The following is a 16,057-nucleotide window of genomic DNA, read 5'->3' on the forward strand; positions in this document are numbered from 1 at the left end:
AGCACTAACTATAAGCACTAACTATAAGCACTAACTATAAGCACAATATTGATTATATAGTTAACTGAAACCACGATATGTTTTTAAAATTAGTAGCATTGTTAATCTATCAACGTTTATGTTTCAGCTCAATAAATAATAGGGCCAACCAGATGCAAACACCTTCGTCAGCAAGATTATTTGTCGGCTTTAGCTTAGACAAACCACAAATAGATAAAATATTACATCTACAACAAACACTTACAACTAAAATAAATACAAATTCAGTAGCCACTTTAGCACACAACTTACACATAACATTAGGCTTTTTCGGTCAAATAGATCCGACCACTTGTTCAAAAATCCGCGAAGCAATAAATCAGATGCCTAAAACAACTTTCAGCCAAATTATCGACACCTTCGCTTGGTGGCAAACAGCACAATTAATCTGTTTAAAAGGACAAGCGAGTACATCATTAAACACTATGGCAAATGACATTAAGAACATTGCAAAAACTCATCATCTTGCCGTCAGTCAATACGATTATGTTCCGCACATTAGTCTATTTCGTGGGGTGACAACAGCTTCTTTACCAACCGTGGTAAAGGACACTCAGCTCATTATCGCACCAAGCCATTTGCACTTATATCAATCGACTGGCCACCACAATAACGTTAACTACACAATATTAGAAAGTTGGCCATTACTGCAAAAATAAAAAACCGTCACCACAGAATGTGAGCGACGGTTTTATGATACTGGCACCTGATGGCTAGTCTTTTAATAACTCAGCAATCGTCAATACGCCATGCGTTGTCGCACCAGCGGCCCATAACGCCGACGCTGATGATTCAAAAGCTCCAGCAAGATCAACGTGTAACCAATTCGCTTTTGGTGAAACAAAACGCCATAAGAAACCGGCCGCATTTGATGCACCACCAGCACCGCCACCTTTAACTGGTCGACTGTTTGCTGTATCAGCATAAGCTGATGGACACATATCTTTATGCCAAGCATCCAACGGCAATGGCCAAACGTTTTCAGAAACGGCTTCAGCACATTGTTGGGCAAGCTGTAATGTCGCCTTTTGTGGTGAAAAAATGGCGTTGTAGTTTGAGCCCACTGCCATCACTGCGGCACCAGTTAACGTTGCAGCATCAATAATTAAGCCTGCACCCGTTTCTGATGCAGCTTGTAAACCATCAGCTAGCACTAAACGTCCTTCAGCATCAGTATTAACGATTTCAACCGTGGTGCCGTTTTTGTAGGTTAGAACATCACCCAGCTTGAAAGCATTACCGCTAACTAAGTTTTCTGCACAACATAAAAATAGCTTAACGCGTTTGTTCAAACCAGCCTTCATGGCTAATCCTAATGCAGCAGTAACCGTGGCAGCTCCGCCCATGTCACACTTCATCGCTAACATGCCTTCTGACGACTTCAAGCTATAGCCGCCTGAGTCAAACGTTATGCCTTTGCCCACTAACGCAACAGAGACAGGAGCATCTGCACCTAACGGATTAAAATCAAGCTCTAACAATGCAGGAGGACGTTCACTACCACGACCAACAGCATGAATTCCGACCCATTTTTTTTCTAATAATTCATGACCTTCAATAATGTTAAAACTGACATGGTCACCACCAATATTTTTTAACCAAGACGCCGCTTGATTAGCTAACGATAATGGCGATAAATCTTCAGGAGTATCATTAATCAATTTACGAGCAAACTGGGCCGCTACAGCACGTTGATTCAACGTCTCTTTATCGGCGTCACTACCACACCAATCCACTTGGTATCCTGCTTTAGCCGTGGCAAAACCTTGTGCAAATGCCCACTGTGAATTCAGGGTCCATAAGCCGCCGTCCAGCTGCACATAATTAATGCCTTGATTGCGGATTTTTCTTGCCGCCATCTGTACTTGACGCAGTTCATCGCTACCCGATAGATGGATTGTTGCCTTAGTACCTTGGTAAGTCACATCAGCTTTACCCCAATGTTCTGCAGGGGCTTCGGTGGTGAGCGTAACGGTCATAATATTCATAATAATCCCTTGTAGTAAGCCAAATAACACCAATGCTCGAGCTTAATCACGAGCTAATGGCAGTAGTGTAGACAAAACATAATCGATAAACCAAGCTAAAGTTTGTTAGCATTGTTGTAAATCAACTCATTAGATGAGTCATCGATGAAATTTACTCCCGAATTAGAGTCCGGTGTATTAATTAAACGATACAAACGCTTTCTTGCCGATATCATGCTACCTAACGGGCAAGAAATCACTATTCATTGCCCAAATACTGGTTCAATGAAAAATTGCTTATTCCCTGGTGAAAAGGTGTGGTTTTCCACCTCCGACAATCCAAAACGAAAATATGCCCACACATGGGAACTAATGCAGACAGATCAGCAGCATTATATCGGGATTAATACCGGACGAGCCAATGCTCTTGCAGAAGAAGCGATTAATCGGCAAGTGATTACCGAACTGTTAGGTTACGAGCATTTAAAACGTGAAGTGAAGTACGGCAGTGAAAATAGCCGCATCGATATCTTGCTCACTAGCCAAAACCGACCTGAGTGCTATATTGAAGTGAAGAGCTGTACTTTGCTAGAAGATCAAATAGGTTACTTCCCAGATGCTGTAACCACGCGTGGACAGAAGCATCTGCGAGAATTAATCCACATGGTGGAATTAGGCCATCGTGCGGTTTTATTATTTGTGGTGCAGCACAGTGGCATCACGAGTGTTAAACCCGCGCGACACATAGATCCACATTACGCAGACTTACTTGAACAAGCCGTAGCAAATGGCGTTGAAGTGCTAGCTTATAAAACAGCGCTTTCGCCACAGGGAAGCCTGATCACTTCAGCTTGTAAAGTCATGCTGTAGATCAAAATAAAAATTAAATAACAGGTAAAAAATTTGCCACGCTATAGAGTTTCTGGTATAGATAGCGGCCATAAATTTAAGACGTCCTTAAAACGCAAATGATTACAGGAGATGCGTTATGCCTCAAGGCACGAAAAAACTTGGCGTACTCGCTATCGCTGGAGTAGATCCTTACCAGGAATCGGCTGGTGAAGAGTATATGAATACCAAGCAACGTGGTCACTTTACATTGATCCTCGAAGCATGGCGTAACCAATTGCGTGAAGAAGTCGACCGTACGTTAACTCACATGCAAGATGAAGCTGCAAACTTTCCTGATCCTGTCGACCGTGCAGCACAAGAAGAAGAATTCAGCTTAGAATTACGCGCTCGTGACAGAGAACGTAAATTGATCAAAAAGATTGAAAAGACTTTACAGTTGATCAAAGAAGATGATTTTGGTTTCTGCTTCTCATGTGGTGTAGAAATTGGTATCCGTCGACTTGAAGCTCGCCCTACAGCCGATCAATGTATCGATTGTAAAACGTTAGCTGAAATAAAAGAAAAACAAATGGCGGGTTAACCCGTTATTGATTAGGGCGAGATTATCTCGCCCTTTTTATTTTACTTTATTTACCCACTAACAAATTAACAAGGCTATTGTGTTGTCAGATTAACTGACGATAATAACAATACGATGTTAACGACAAACAACGCTATAACATGATTCCCCCATCCTATATCGGACGTTTTGCGCCCTCACCATCAGGTTCACTGCATTTTGGCTCACTCGTTGCAGCATTAGGCAGTTATCTTCGCGCGCACAGTCAGCAAGGCCAATGGCTTGTCCGCATAGAAGATATCGACCCGCCACGCGAAGTCCCCGGTGCAAGCGATAATATCCTTAGAACACTCGATGCCTACGGCTTACATTGGCATGGAACCGTACTATTTCAACAGCAACGATATCAGGTTTATCAAGACCAAATTGAAGCGTTTATCGCCAGTGATCTTGCTTATTATTGCCAATGCACACGTAAAATAATCCAAACCAGTGGCGGCGTGTATGACGGCCGTTGTGGCCGACTTCAGCCTAGACTGACACACGGTGCAATTCGAATTCGTAATCACGTTAAAGTTGATCATTTTGTTGATAAACTTCAAGGCCCGGTGGTGGTTGATAAAGCTTTCGCCGAAGAAGACTTTATTATTAAACGCAGTGATGGTTTGTATGCTTACCAACTCGCCGTTGTACTCGACGATGCGTATCAAGGCATAACTGAAGTGGTCAGAGGTTGTGATTTACTTGAAGCCAGTTGCCGACAAATAAGTTTGTTTACCCAATTGGAATTTACGCCTCCTGATTGGCTACATTTGCCGTTAGTTTGTGCCGAGAAAGGCTTTAAATTATCCAAGCAAAATTATGCTCCAGCTATCGATGTCATTCACCCTCAAGCCAGTATTAATGCCGCGCTTACCTTTTTAGGCCAAAAAGCTGTCGATATAGATTCAGTAGAGGTGATGCTAAAACAGGCTGTTGAACAATTTGACCTAAGCACGATTCCAGCACAAAAAGAAATTGTCTTATCGACAATAAACGACTAGGTATCGTCATTAACCGACATAAGTTATTGCATTAAGCCCTTTTTAGCGCAACTGCACGTATACTCATTCAGTCACATTTAATGTATTATACCCGCCAGATTTTTAATCAAATTATTATAGCATTCCGAGGTGTATTATTTTTCGCCGTATTAGCCAATTCTGTAAACAGCTATTTGAAAACAACAAAGTAGCTCCAGTCCTTGAAGAACCGATTCAAGAAGATGGCTTACGTCTGGATATTATCTCCAGAGATGGTCACTCAATTTCACGTCGTCAAATTAGTGAAAATGCACTAAAAGTCCTTTATCGTCTTAATAAATCAGGCTACAAAGCTTATTTAGTCGGCGGTGGAGTACGTGACATTCTATTAGGTCTTGAACCGAAAGATTTTGACGTCGTTACCAATGCCACTCCAGATGACATTAAAAAGTTATTTCGCAATTGTCGCCTAGTCGGCCGTCGTTTTAGACTGGCGCATATCGTGTTTGGTCGTGATGTCATTGAGGTTGCCACATTCCGCGGTCACCACAGTGAAAGCAATGATAAAGTGTCCAAATCCAACGCTGAAGGTCGTCTATTACGCGATAACGTCTACGGTGAGATTGATGAAGATGCTGAACGTCGCGACTTCACCATTAACGCGCTCTACTACGACATCAGTGATTATTCTATTCGCAGCTATGGTGGTGGAATAAACGATCTCAATGCTAGAACGATTAAGCTTATTGGCGATCCAGATACGCGTTACCGCGAAGACCCGGTACGTATGCTTCGTGCAGTTCGTTTTGCAACGAAACTTGATATGCAAATCGATGCAGTGACAGCGGATCCCATCAAAGCCCTTGCTCCATTGCTAGCCGATATTCCTGCTGCGCGCATGTATGAAGAAGTATTAAAACTGTTTTTTGCTGGTAAAGCAGAAGCCAATTACCACATGATGCAACGTTTTGGTTTATTCGCGCCCTTGTTCCCACAAGTCGGTGCATTAATTGAAGAGTCGCCTAAAGGGCATGCCGCTAAAATGCTGCAAGTCGTTATGCGTAATACCGATATTCGTGTTAGCGAAGATAAAACCGTGACTCCGGCATTTTTCTTTGCGGCAATCTTATGGTATCCCGTTAAGCAACGAGCTGATGATATTGCCATTGAAAGCGGCTTAACTCATTACGATGCATATGTTGCTGCAATGGGTGATGTGCTTGAAAAACAGTGCCTAACAATTAGTTTACCACGCCGATTCAGCACTCCTGCACGCGACATTTGGCAATTGCAGTTACGATTAGAACGTGGTCAAGGCACTCGAGCATTTAAACTGCTAGAGCATCCTAAGTTCAGAGCAGCTTATGATTTACTGCTACTGCGCGGTGAAGTTGAAATGGGTAATATTGCCAAGATAGCTGAGTGGTGGAAGGCATTTGTAGAAGCCGATGAAACTGACCGTAGCGATATAGCTAAAAGCATCAAAGGCAGTAATAGTCGCAACAGAAATGCACCACAGCGTAAACGTCGCCGTAAACCAGCAGCCAAGCCTGCGGAAGAATAACAATCATGGCGGTCCAAGTTTATGTCGCCATAGGCGCTAATTTAGCCGAACCAATACAACAACTCGATGTTGCGGTATTGGCGCTAAAAGCATTGGCAATAAACAACACTTTTACAGTGTCAGCTTATTATGGTTCCAAGCCCATGGGTGATGTTATTCAGCCAGATTATGTCAATGCTGTCGCGGGGTTTCAAACCTCGCTAATGCCCATTGAGTTACTCGATGCTTTACAAGAGATTGAGCAACAACAAGGGCGTGTACGGCTTGAGCATTGGGGACCTCGTACCTTAGATTTAGATTTGTTACTCTATGGTCAACAACACATCAACGAACCTCGTCTTTGTGTGCCTCATTACGGCATGAAGCAACGCAGTTTTGTGTTAGTTCCATTAGCAGACATTGCACCAGCGCTAATATTACCGTGTAATACAAGCCTTGAAAGCCTTATTAGAGTGGCAATGCGTGATGAATTGCAAAAGCTTATCGATTAAAGTTGATCTTAACAGACAGAACATTAAGCTCAGCTTTTAGTATTTCAATATTGTTTTAAGAGTCTACTATGTCAAAAGTCACCAGTTCGACCCTGATCAAGTTCAAACAAGAAGGTAAAAAGTTCACCGCATTAACGGCTTATGACGCTAGTTTTGCCGGCGCATTTGACAGTGAAGGTGTGGATGTACTTTTAGTGGGTGATTCACTCGGTATGGTGCTTCAAGGCCATAACGATACCTTACCAGTAACCATTGCCGATATAGCTTACCATACTGCTTGTGTTAAACGTGGTGTTGCGCGCGCATTACTCATCGCAGACATGCCGTTTATGAGTTATAGCACCCCAGAGCAAACCATGAATAACGCGGCAATATTAATGCAGGCAGGTGCCAGCATGGTCAAATTAGAAGGCGGACATTGGTTACTTGAAAGCGTAAAAATGTTAACCGAACGTGGTATTCCAGTTTGTGCTCACCTAGGATTAACACCACAGTCGGTGAACGTTTTTGGCGGATTTAAAGTGCAAGGTCGCGATGCTGATAACGCGCAACGCATTCTAGATGAAGCTAAAGCATTGCAAGCTGCTGGTGCGCAATTATTAGTGGTTGAGTGTATTCCAGCCCCACTGGCTAAAGCCATTACTGAAGCACTAACCATTCCAGTTATTGGGATCGGCGCGGGTGCTGACACCGATGGTCAAATACTTGTTATGCATGATGTGTTAGGCATTTCGAGTGGCTACATTCCCCGTTTTTCAAAAAACTACCTCAAACAAACCGGCGAAATTCGCTCGGCTATCAGAGCCTATATTGATGAAGTTGCTAACGGCACATTCCCTGCTGAAGAACATACCTTTAATTAGTATATAATTCTGATAATAAAGGTTTATTACAATCTTTTGCCCTGCTATCTACGCTGCATTGACTTACACTCTATCGACAATTGATAAGTCGATGCACCTAGTTAGCAACACACGGCAAGTTTGATTTGCAGATGTAAAATACACCCGTTGTTATCGATTACCCTAGCTCTTACCAGGGTTAAGGCTAATCAATAAATCTATATCAATGACTACATTGTTTTTATTAAGGTTCGAACAGAAAATGATAACCACCTCCGCTATCTCAACCATTCGCGAACATGTTAAGACTTGGCGCAGCAAAGGCGAAACGGTTGCTTTTGTGCCGACTATGGGTAATTTACACCAAGGTCACATCACCTTAGTGAATGAAGCTAAAAAGCGCGCAGACCATGTGGTGGTATCTATTTTTGTTAATCCAATGCAATTTAGCGCTAATGAAGACTTAGACGGTTACCCACGTACACTTGAACAAGATAGTGACAAGCTGATGGCTGCCGGAACAGAAATACTCTTCACTCCAACACCAGAAATCATTTATCCCAAAGGCTTGGCGCAACAAACCTACATTGAAGTACCTGAAATTGGCGATGAATTATGCGGTGCAAGTCGTCTAGGTCATTTTCGTGGTGTGGCCACCATAGTCGCCAAACTGTTTAATATTGTTCAACCTGATATTGCCTTATTTGGCCGTAAAGATTTTCAACAATTGATGATTATCAAAACCATGGTTGAAGATTTATCGATGCCGATTGATGTAATAGGGGTGGAAACTATCCGAGAACAATCGGGTCTTGCGATGAGCTCTCGTAATGGCTATTTAACCATTGAAGAAAAGCACTCAGCAGCAACATTAAAACAAGCATTAGACAGTATTGTTAACGCGATTCAACGCGGTGAAGCAACACAACAAGCTATCACCACAGCCAAAAAACTACTGATAACAGCTGGTTTTACTCCTGATTATCTCGAAGTGAGAAATGCCAATACATTGCGTCAAGTCACAGCAGCAGACAGTGAGCTAGTGGTTATTGGGGCAGCGTATCTCGGTAAAGCGCGCTTGATTGACAATGTGTCATTTTCTCGTCATTCAAGTTAGGCATATAGATGGCTTAAGCTAAAAATCATTCAGTTTTAGCTTAAGCCAATAAAATAAAATAAAATAAAATAAAAAGATTTTTTTATTATTGAAATTTCCATTGTCAAAAAACTGGTTTTATCGATAAAATTGAACCATATTTAATCGGTAGAGTAATGTTACCGACGTGATTATTGCTATTTTGTTAGCAAAAATATGATTGCGAAGTATTCAATGTCCGGTAACGAGTATGGGGAATGTCTTACTTGCAAAGCGCTAAAATATGCTAATCTGCTTAAGTAAATAAGCTCATCAAAACACGAGCTAAATAAGTGGGTTAGTAAGATTCAATAAAAAAACCTGTAACCAAAATCCGTAAATGGTGATTGCTTACCTATTAACAGCTAGACATGGTGGTCAGCTGTTAGGTTGAATGCATCATCGACAAGGCCCTAGTGTCGAAAACGTAAACCTCTGATATCAAAATCGTAATAGTGATGACAAAAGGATGTGTGGCCGCATGGCAAAAAGACTGTTATTCATCGTACTCGCCATGGGCGCTTTTACTGCTCAAGCTAATACTATTTACAAATGCATGATGGATGAAAAAGTCGTTTTCAGCCAAACAACTTGCCCCCAAGAATATAGCCAGCATAAAATTGAATATCAATTAGGTATCACCACTGAGGTCGACTCTGACAAGCGCGAGCTCAAACAAGATCCCTTAGAAGCACTCCTCAATAAACAAACCATTTCTAAAGAGGAATTACTGCAACTACTTGATGGTGAAATTTATCGCTTAAATCAAGAAAACAGCTATTTCGAAATTTTACGCGCTAGCGAAGTGCAAAAATTAGATCGTAAGCGTTACTGGCAAACTAAACCCAAAGATGACCCAAGTTATGGCCTAGAATTACAAGAAATCACTACACGCTTTAACGACCTCATTAAAAATAATACTAATGTTATCCAAATATTAACTAAGCATAAAATGAAGATATCTGCAGAAACTCCACCAGACGAATATATGAGTAACTAACCTCAACTCGTCATTAGCGTTGAGGTGTCACTCAATGTTAATCCGGTTTGAACACTCCTATCATGCTGCCAGTCGTTTTTTGAGGCACTTTAATATCTGTTTGTTGCTCACGGTAATCACAGTCAGTACATTCAACCGTTTCAATTCCATTTTCTTTAAACAATAAAATACTGTCTTTAGCACTGCATTTAGGGCATTTAGCGCCTGCAACAAAACGCTTTTTAATTTTGGTCATGATTTACTCGACTTAGTGTTTACTGGTTGAGCTGTTAACTCAATAAGGTCTTTACCTGATTTATACGCCTATTTTGCCATGATTAGCCCACATGAGTCCCGTGATTGTGGGAAATAAATCGTAGATGCGATATTATCTGCACCATTATTCTATTCTTAAGTATCAAGTTGTAATTAATGATCAACATAAGCCAAGCTCAGTTAATTCGCGGCAGTAAAACCTTACTCGATGAAACCTCACTGACGATTTATCCCGGACACAAGGTTGGCCTTGTCGGCGCCAACGGTACAGGTAAATCATCATTGCTTGCCTTGATTTTAGGTCATTTACATCTAGATAAAGGTGAGTTTAGTTTCCCCTCAGGTTGGCAAGTTGCCTCTGTTGCGCAGGAAACTCCAGCATTAGATGTGTCGGCACTTGAGTATGTCCTCGACGGTGACACCGAATACCGAGATTTAGAAGCCCAACTAGAGAAAGCTCAAACCGACAATAATGGTAATGCCATTGCGCTTATTCATGGCAAAATTGATGCAATTGGCGGCTATGCCATTAAAGCGCGAGCAGGCGCGCTATTAGCAGGCTTAGGATTTAAGGATGCGGACCAAAGTAACCCGGTAAAAAGCTTCTCTGGTGGTTGGCGTATGCGCCTCAACTTAGCCCAAGCACTCTTATGTCGTTCAGACTTATTGTTACTCGATGAGCCAACCAACCACTTAGACCTAGACACCATGTATTGGTTAGAAGGTTGGATAAAATCTTATCAAGGGACACTCATTTTGATCAGTCACGATCGTGACTTTATCGATGGCATTGTTGGTGAAATTGTTCATGTTGAAAATCACAAATTAAATTACTACAAAGGTAATTACTCTTCTTTTGAACGAGTTCGCGCTGAACGCATGGCCCAGCAGCAAGTAGCCTTTGAGCGTCAGCAAAAAGAGCGCTCGCATATGCAGTCATTTGTTGATCGTTTTCGCTATAAAGCCAGTAAAGCTAAACAAGCACAAAGCCGCTTGAAAGCACTCGAGCGCATGGCCGAGTTGCTGCCATCGCAAGTAGACAATCCATTTCAAATGGCCTTTAGAGAACCAGAAGCGCTACCGAACCCATTAGTGGTAATGGAAAATGTCTCTATTGGTTATGAAGATAATACCATCCTGAAACAGGTTGAGTTAAATCTCGTTCCTGGTGCGCGTATTGGTTTGTTGGGTAGAAATGGTGCCGGTAAATCGACACTAATCAAACTGTTATCAGGCCAACTACAAGCCAAAACGGGTAAGTATCAACCTAACCCAGGATTAAATATTGGTTATTTTGCTCAGCATCAAGTTGAATTTTTAACGCTTGATGATTCTCCAATGCAACACTTGGCTAGACTCGCGCCAGCAAGTGTTCGCGAACAAGAATTACGTAACTTTTTAGGTGGGTTTGGCTTTAATGGTGATATGGCCTTATCGCCAGTACGGCCGTTTTCTGGCGGCGAAAAAGCCCGCCTAGTATTAGCATTAGTGGTTTGGCAGCGTCCAAATTTACTATTACTCGATGAACCGACCAACCATTTAGATTTAGAGATGCGTCACGCACTCACCATGGCATTGCAAACCTTTGAGGGCGCAATGGTTATCGTGTCACACGATCGTCACCTATTACGATTAAGTTGTAGTGATTATTACTTAGTTGACCAAGGTGTTGTAACACCTTTTGATGGCGACTTAGATGACTACCATCAATGGTTGCTAGATGCCGCTAAACTAGCACAAGCCAACAACAAAACAGATGTAGGCGCTAGCAGCGATGCTGTTGATAAAAAACAGCAAAAAAGAATGGAAGCTGAATTACGTCAGAAAGTATCGCCGCTGAAAAAACAACAAGTAAAGTTAGAAACTCAACAGCAAAAAATTAATGCCCGATTAGCCGAATTAGAAATTGAGTTAGCCGATGGCAGCTTATACGAAACAGAGAACAAAGCTAAAATGACCAATGTTCTCAACGAACGGACTACGCTGACTCAAGCTATGGATGAAAGTGAAATGCATTGGTTAGAGATTCAAGAGAAGATCGAAATTTTTGAGCAAGATTGCCTATAAGCAATTGCTCTTCATTATTTTATTGTCATTTGTGGTGTAAAATAGCATCACAAAGGCAACAAGGAATACGGTATGTCGCGGCCTTCTCACCACCAAACATTCAGTTATTTAATTTGGCGTGATTGCGAACAAAACTATTCAATTAATCCTAAATTTTACATGGGCTTACAAGATTATTACCAAGTAAATGTTAACCTTTTACTATTAGCTCAATACCTAGATCAACAACATTATGTGTTAACCCAGCAGCAGTGGGAATTATTAACGGGTGCTATAGAACAATGGGAAGAAAATGTGTTGCAACCTTATCGACGATTACGTCGGATTGCTAAAGTACACTTAGACAGTGAAGAATATCAAAAAATGCTCGACGTAGAGCTAATTATGGAACGTAAATCTCAGTACATGTTATTGCATAAATTGAACTTGCTGCAGGGGACAACGTTAGATGCTGAGCCTGATAATACTGAGCCGAGTAATATACAACACTATCTTAGCTTATTTGGCTTAGATGTAAGCATTATGGCTGAATTAACCACCCAAGCAGGTTTGACTAACTCGTAACACATTGTCTGGTTACGACTTGTAATATTACCTTGATATACCGCCCAGCGGCGGCATATCAAGGTAGTTAATCTAGCCAGTTTGAGTCAATTTTTGTGCTAATGCCGTTGCATTTCGAGCCACAATACCATAAATAGACAACTGCGGATTCGCGCCTAAACTGGTTGGGAATACCGAACCATCCATCACCGATAAATTTTCAAGGTAATGCGAATTACCAAAACCATCGACCATTGAAAGGGTTTTATCTTCACCCATTGCACAACCGCCCATCACATGGGCCGACGCGACAATGGTTTTTAATAAACCTAAATCGGCATTATTAATAGCCTGCTTTGCTTCACTCCACGAATTAAGAAAAGCCAAGCCATCATGCATCGGCAACACCTTTTTGGCACCTGCAGCAAATTGTAATTCGGCCATCGACAAAAATGCCCTACGAGCACCGTCCCAAAAACCTTTATCTAAAGGATAATCTAACGCCAAACTAGTATCGGTTAATCTTACCTGACCACCAGGACATTGCTGATTGAAACCATCACGAATAAGCGCAATAGTCACCTGCATTTGGTTAAAATTAGCCATTAATTGTGCGTGGCTCACACCATAACCAATGGTTTTAGATGCAATCAACACGGGATGTACAGGCGCAACTTCAAGCTTATAACCTAGATCACCAGACGCGCCATCACGCCAAACAAATTCATCTGAATAGATAGATTGCGGCGCACCACTGTGACCATTAATTTGTTCTGCAAAAATACCGCCCGATAACAATGACGGATGTAAAAACGTTTTACCTAATTGTTTATGTGGATCTGGGGTGTTAGAACGCATTAATATCGTTGGTGTATGAACTGCACCCGCACTTAAAATATAATGTTTAGCACTAAAGGTAATGTTCACCGATGTTGGCTTTAGCCCTTCGGTTAATGCCTGGGCCGTTAAACCAACAACTTGATCGCCTTTGTGTTCAAGTTTGATCACTTTAGCGCGAGAAATCAGCGTTGCGCCTTTGTCTAAGGCAGCAGGTATGGTGGTCACTAGCATTGATTGCTTGGCGTTTACGGGGCAACCCATGCCACAATAACCGGTATTCCAGCAACCTTTAACATTACGTTTAATAACGGTGTAATCCCAACCCAGTTTTTCACAACCTTCGCGCAATGCACCATTATTTCTATTGGGTTCAAACTGCCACTGTTCAATATTGAGCCGCTGTTCCATTAACTCAAACCAAGGCAGTAAATCTTGCGAAGACAGGCCTTTTACTGACTTTTCTTGCTCCCAAAATGCCAAGGTTTGCTCGGGGGTTCTAATTGAAGTAGTCCAATTGACCGTGGTTGAACCGCCTACCGTTCGACCTTGAAATATACCAATACCTTTATCAGCAGTTTTCATTGCAGCAGCTTGTTGGTACAAATTCGGATAAGCGTGGCGCTCTTCCATATCAAAGTGAGTTGATGATTTAAGCGAGCCGCCTTCAATCATAATCACTTTCAATCCAGCTTCAGTGAGTATTTCTGCTGCGGTGCCACCGCCCGCTCCGGTACCAACAATAACAACATCAGCGTCAAAGTGACGATCCATTTCTAAGGTACTGGCATCAATATGATGCCAGCCTGCACTTAATCCGGTAATAATAGGATCAATAATGGCCAAGGGAGAGCTCCTTACATAAGGGGGTTAATGCGCGTTATGCACCAAGAAAGTAGGCTTTACATAACGTAAATTGCCCCAATGTTCCGGACAGGCGTAATAACTTGCCATTATCAATTCACGTAATCCGTTATAAGCGGTTGTTAACATGTCCAAATAGTTGTTACGCCAAAACTCTAACATGTCGATCAATTGCTGTGGTTCACGCATTAATAACGGTGTCATACTGCCACTGAGCAACAATAGACCAAAGCGACCTTCAAGCAACTCTAACAATTCCATCAGCTCTTGCTGTTGTTCAATCGGCAAATGGGTAATTGATTGTGAAATTGCATCCAATGTGCGATTTATCGCGATTTCTCTATGGCTAGGAACCTCGGGCAATGCACCGTCTAAGAACACTGGCAGCAATACACTAAACAACACTCGGTGATGAATATCATCGCTAGAAGTCGTGATAATGGGTGAATATAAATTAACGCCTAGTGCTATTGCTGCAGTTCCAGCAAAAGCACCCGTAATAAAGGTACGCCGCTTCATTTACTTCCCCTTGAGTTTATTGTTGTCTCTATTTTTTATGTGGTAGAGTGGCATGAGTAACATTTAAACATACGTTTAAATTTTCACAAACTATTACAGAAATATTCCTTTTATGAAAACCTTGTTCACTCCGCCTTGGTGGGCTGCTAGCCCGCATGTACAAACGATTCTACCGTTCATTTTCAAAGTGGCCAGACCAATAACATTTAGGCAAAGACAAGAGTTACCCGACGGCGATTTTATCGATTTAGATTGGCTGGGCCAGGCCCAAAATGGCGCGCCTATCTTAGTTATCATTCATGGTCTTGAAGGTAACACTGAATCGCATTATGCACGCAGAATGCTCATCGAAGCAAAAAAAGCCAAAATGTCTGCTGTTGTTCACCATCATCGGGGGTGTTCTGGTGAACCCAATCGCTTAGCTCGCAGTTATCATAGCGGCGATGTTAACGACTTAGCCCATACCCTAGAGCAACTAAAGCATTACTATCCAGACTCACCATTGTATGCTGTCGGCTACAGCTTGGGCGGTAATGTACTAGCAAAATACCAAGGCAGTAAAAAACAGCATAGCTTACTTGAACGTGCTGTGGTGGTGTCGGCCCCTCTCACGCTAGGAGCCTGTGCTAAACGCTTAGAAAGTGGCTTTTCAACTCTGTATCAACGCTTTTTAATTAAACGCTTACAACATAAAATGCTCGACAAAATCAACACTGCTGATTTAACCGAGCAAATGCCGATCACTAAAGAGCAGCTCAAAATGCTCAATACCTTTTATTTGTTTGACGATAAAGTCACTGCACCTTTGCATGGTTTTATTGACGTAAATGATTACTATCAACAATCTAGCGGCCTTGGCTATTTGCAGCATATCACCAAGCCTACTTTAGTCATCCACGCCAAGGATGATCCCTTCATGACCGATGAAGTGATCCCAAAGCAAGCTCAATTATCACCTATGGTTGAATACGAGTTGCATGAGTGTGGTGGACATGTAGGGTTTGTTGAAGGTGGGTGGCCTTGGAAACCGCGCTTTTACCTCGAGCGTCGCATCATCGAGTTTATTCGAACTACAGATGATACAGTAACCGAACACGATGCCCCGCTTCTTTAGTCAGTCATAAATAGGAAATACACCATGCTTGTGCCTTATGAAGCGTTACTTTCATTACCTCAAGAAGTACTTCAGCGTATGATAAAAGAATATCTGTTATCACAACTTGAAGATGGCAGTTTTAGTGACGCAGACGAGCAACAATTAAGTCGCGCAATGGACCAATGTAAGCTAGCACTAAAAAAGGGCGAGCTAGTGGTTGAATATAGCGAGGATGATGAGTCTATCGCCATTAGGCAACGCGAGCATATTTCACGCTCATCTTTCGACTAGCTGTAATACAAAACGATGGTTTTACTACAAAATGATCACATTGTTACCTGCGAATAATTGACCCACGGGTGATGATTACCGTATAACTAGTGACTCGATTTTTCACGTCCACAA

17 protein-coding genes are annotated in these 16,057 nt (G+C 42.0%); 13 read left to right on the top strand and 4 right to left on the bottom strand.

Annotated features, from left to right (window positions below; all coding sequences use genetic code 11):
* Positions 1-152 precede the first annotated feature (152 nt).
* Complete coding sequence (gene thpR, locus H5181_RS17895) at positions 153-698, top strand: RNA 2',3'-cyclic phosphodiesterase (RefSeq protein ID WP_182751669.1); 546 nt, start codon at positions 153-155, stop codon at positions 696-698.
* A 54-nt stretch (positions 699-752) separates the two neighbouring features.
* On the opposite strand, the gene pepB is transcribed toward thpR, so the two are convergent.
* Entirely contained in the window at positions 753-2,027 is a 1,275-nt protein-coding gene (gene pepB / locus H5181_RS17900; RefSeq protein WP_011638713.1) for an aminopeptidase PepB, read from the bottom strand.
* Positions 2,028-2,171: 144 nt separating this feature from the next.
* Here pepB and sfsA point away from each other — a divergent pair, with 144 nt between their 5' ends.
* The 8 genes from sfsA (at position 2,172) to H5181_RS17940 (ending at position 9,471) form a co-directional block, all read left to right on the top strand.
* Positions 2,172-2,876: a DNA/RNA nuclease SfsA gene (gene sfsA / locus H5181_RS17905; protein WP_102036220.1), complete on the top strand. Its 705-nt coding sequence runs from the start codon at positions 2,172-2,174 to the stop codon at positions 2,874-2,876.
* 118 nt (positions 2,877-2,994) lie between these two features.
* Positions 2,995-3,438 (top strand): RNA polymerase-binding protein DksA, encoded by a 444-nt coding sequence (gene dksA, locus H5181_RS17910; protein ID WP_011638715.1) that lies wholly within the window; start codon positions 2,995-2,997, stop codon positions 3,436-3,438.
* Between the two features lie 140 nt (positions 3,439-3,578).
* On the top strand, positions 3,579-4,460 hold the full coding sequence (gluQRS, locus tag H5181_RS17915) for a tRNA glutamyl-Q(34) synthetase GluQRS (RefSeq protein ID WP_182751670.1): 882 nt from the start codon (positions 3,579-3,581) through the stop codon (positions 4,458-4,460).
* 241 nt (positions 4,461-4,701) lie between these two features.
* The gene (gene pcnB / locus H5181_RS17920; protein WP_059744576.1) at positions 4,702-6,003 is read left to right on the top strand and encodes a polynucleotide adenylyltransferase PcnB; all 1,302 of its coding nucleotides are present in this window, start codon (positions 4,702-4,704) and stop codon (positions 6,001-6,003) included.
* A 5-nt stretch (positions 6,004-6,008) separates the two neighbouring features.
* Positions 6,009-6,494 carry a 2-amino-4-hydroxy-6-hydroxymethyldihydropteridine diphosphokinase gene (folK, locus tag H5181_RS17925; protein ID WP_182751671.1) on the top strand — a complete coding sequence of 162 codons (486 nt, stop codon included), beginning with the start codon at positions 6,009-6,011 and terminating at the stop codon, positions 6,492-6,494.
* A gap of 68 nt (positions 6,495-6,562) precedes the next feature.
* Positions 6,563-7,357, top strand: a complete 795-nt coding sequence (panB, locus tag H5181_RS17930; protein ID WP_011638719.1) for a 3-methyl-2-oxobutanoate hydroxymethyltransferase — start codon at positions 6,563-6,565, stop codon at positions 7,355-7,357.
* A 241-nt stretch (positions 7,358-7,598) separates the two neighbouring features.
* A complete protein-coding gene (panC, locus tag H5181_RS17935) occupies positions 7,599-8,453 on the top strand; it encodes a pantoate--beta-alanine ligase (RefSeq protein ID WP_182751672.1) in 855 nt (284 codons plus the stop codon).
* A gap of 499 nt (positions 8,454-8,952) precedes the next feature.
* On the top strand, positions 8,953-9,471 hold the full coding sequence (locus tag H5181_RS17940; RefSeq protein WP_011638721.1) for a hypothetical protein: 519 nt from the start codon (positions 8,953-8,955) through the stop codon (positions 9,469-9,471).
* A 37-nt stretch (positions 9,472-9,508) separates the two neighbouring features.
* Here the strand turns inward: H5181_RS17940 and H5181_RS17945 are convergent, their stop codons facing one another.
* On the bottom strand, positions 9,509-9,706 hold the full coding sequence (locus tag H5181_RS17945) for a YheV family putative zinc ribbon protein (protein ID WP_059744585.1): 198 nt from the start codon (positions 9,704-9,706) through the stop codon (positions 9,509-9,511).
* Between the two features lie 176 nt (positions 9,707-9,882).
* On the opposite strand from H5181_RS17945, the gene H5181_RS17950 reads away from it, so the two are divergent.
* Complete coding sequence (locus tag H5181_RS17950) at positions 9,883-11,793, top strand: ABC transporter ATP-binding protein (protein ID WP_182751673.1); 1,911 nt, start codon at positions 9,883-9,885, stop codon at positions 11,791-11,793.
* Positions 11,794-11,865: 72 nt separating this feature from the next.
* Positions 11,866-12,357 carry a TIGR02444 family protein gene (locus H5181_RS17955; RefSeq protein ID WP_182751674.1) on the top strand — a complete coding sequence of 164 codons (492 nt, stop codon included), beginning with the start codon at positions 11,866-11,868 and terminating at the stop codon, positions 12,355-12,357.
* A gap of 72 nt (positions 12,358-12,429) precedes the next feature.
* Here H5181_RS17955 and H5181_RS17960 read toward each other — a convergent pair whose 3' ends face one another.
* Positions 12,430-14,019 (bottom strand): GMC family oxidoreductase, encoded by a 1,590-nt coding sequence (locus tag H5181_RS17960; protein ID WP_102036283.1) that lies wholly within the window; start codon positions 14,017-14,019, stop codon positions 12,430-12,432.
* Positions 14,020-14,043: 24 nt separating this feature from the next.
* Positions 14,044-14,556 (bottom strand): TAT leader-containing periplasmic protein, encoded by a 513-nt coding sequence (locus tag H5181_RS17965; protein WP_182751675.1) that lies wholly within the window; start codon positions 14,554-14,556, stop codon positions 14,044-14,046.
* Between the two features lie 112 nt (positions 14,557-14,668).
* Between H5181_RS17965 and H5181_RS17970 the strand changes: the two genes are divergently transcribed.
* Positions 14,669-15,670: a hydrolase gene (locus tag H5181_RS17970; protein ID WP_182751676.1), complete on the top strand. Its 1,002-nt coding sequence runs from the start codon at positions 14,669-14,671 to the stop codon at positions 15,668-15,670.
* 24 nt (positions 15,671-15,694) lie between these two features.
* Complete coding sequence (locus H5181_RS17975) at positions 15,695-15,943, top strand: YheU family protein (RefSeq protein WP_059744600.1); 249 nt, start codon at positions 15,695-15,697, stop codon at positions 15,941-15,943.
* Positions 15,944-16,057 lie beyond the last annotated feature (114 nt).

This window comes from Shewanella sp. SG44-2, from assembly GCF_014164215.1.
GTDB lineage: Bacteria > Pseudomonadota > Gammaproteobacteria > Enterobacterales > Shewanellaceae > Shewanella > Shewanella frigidimarina.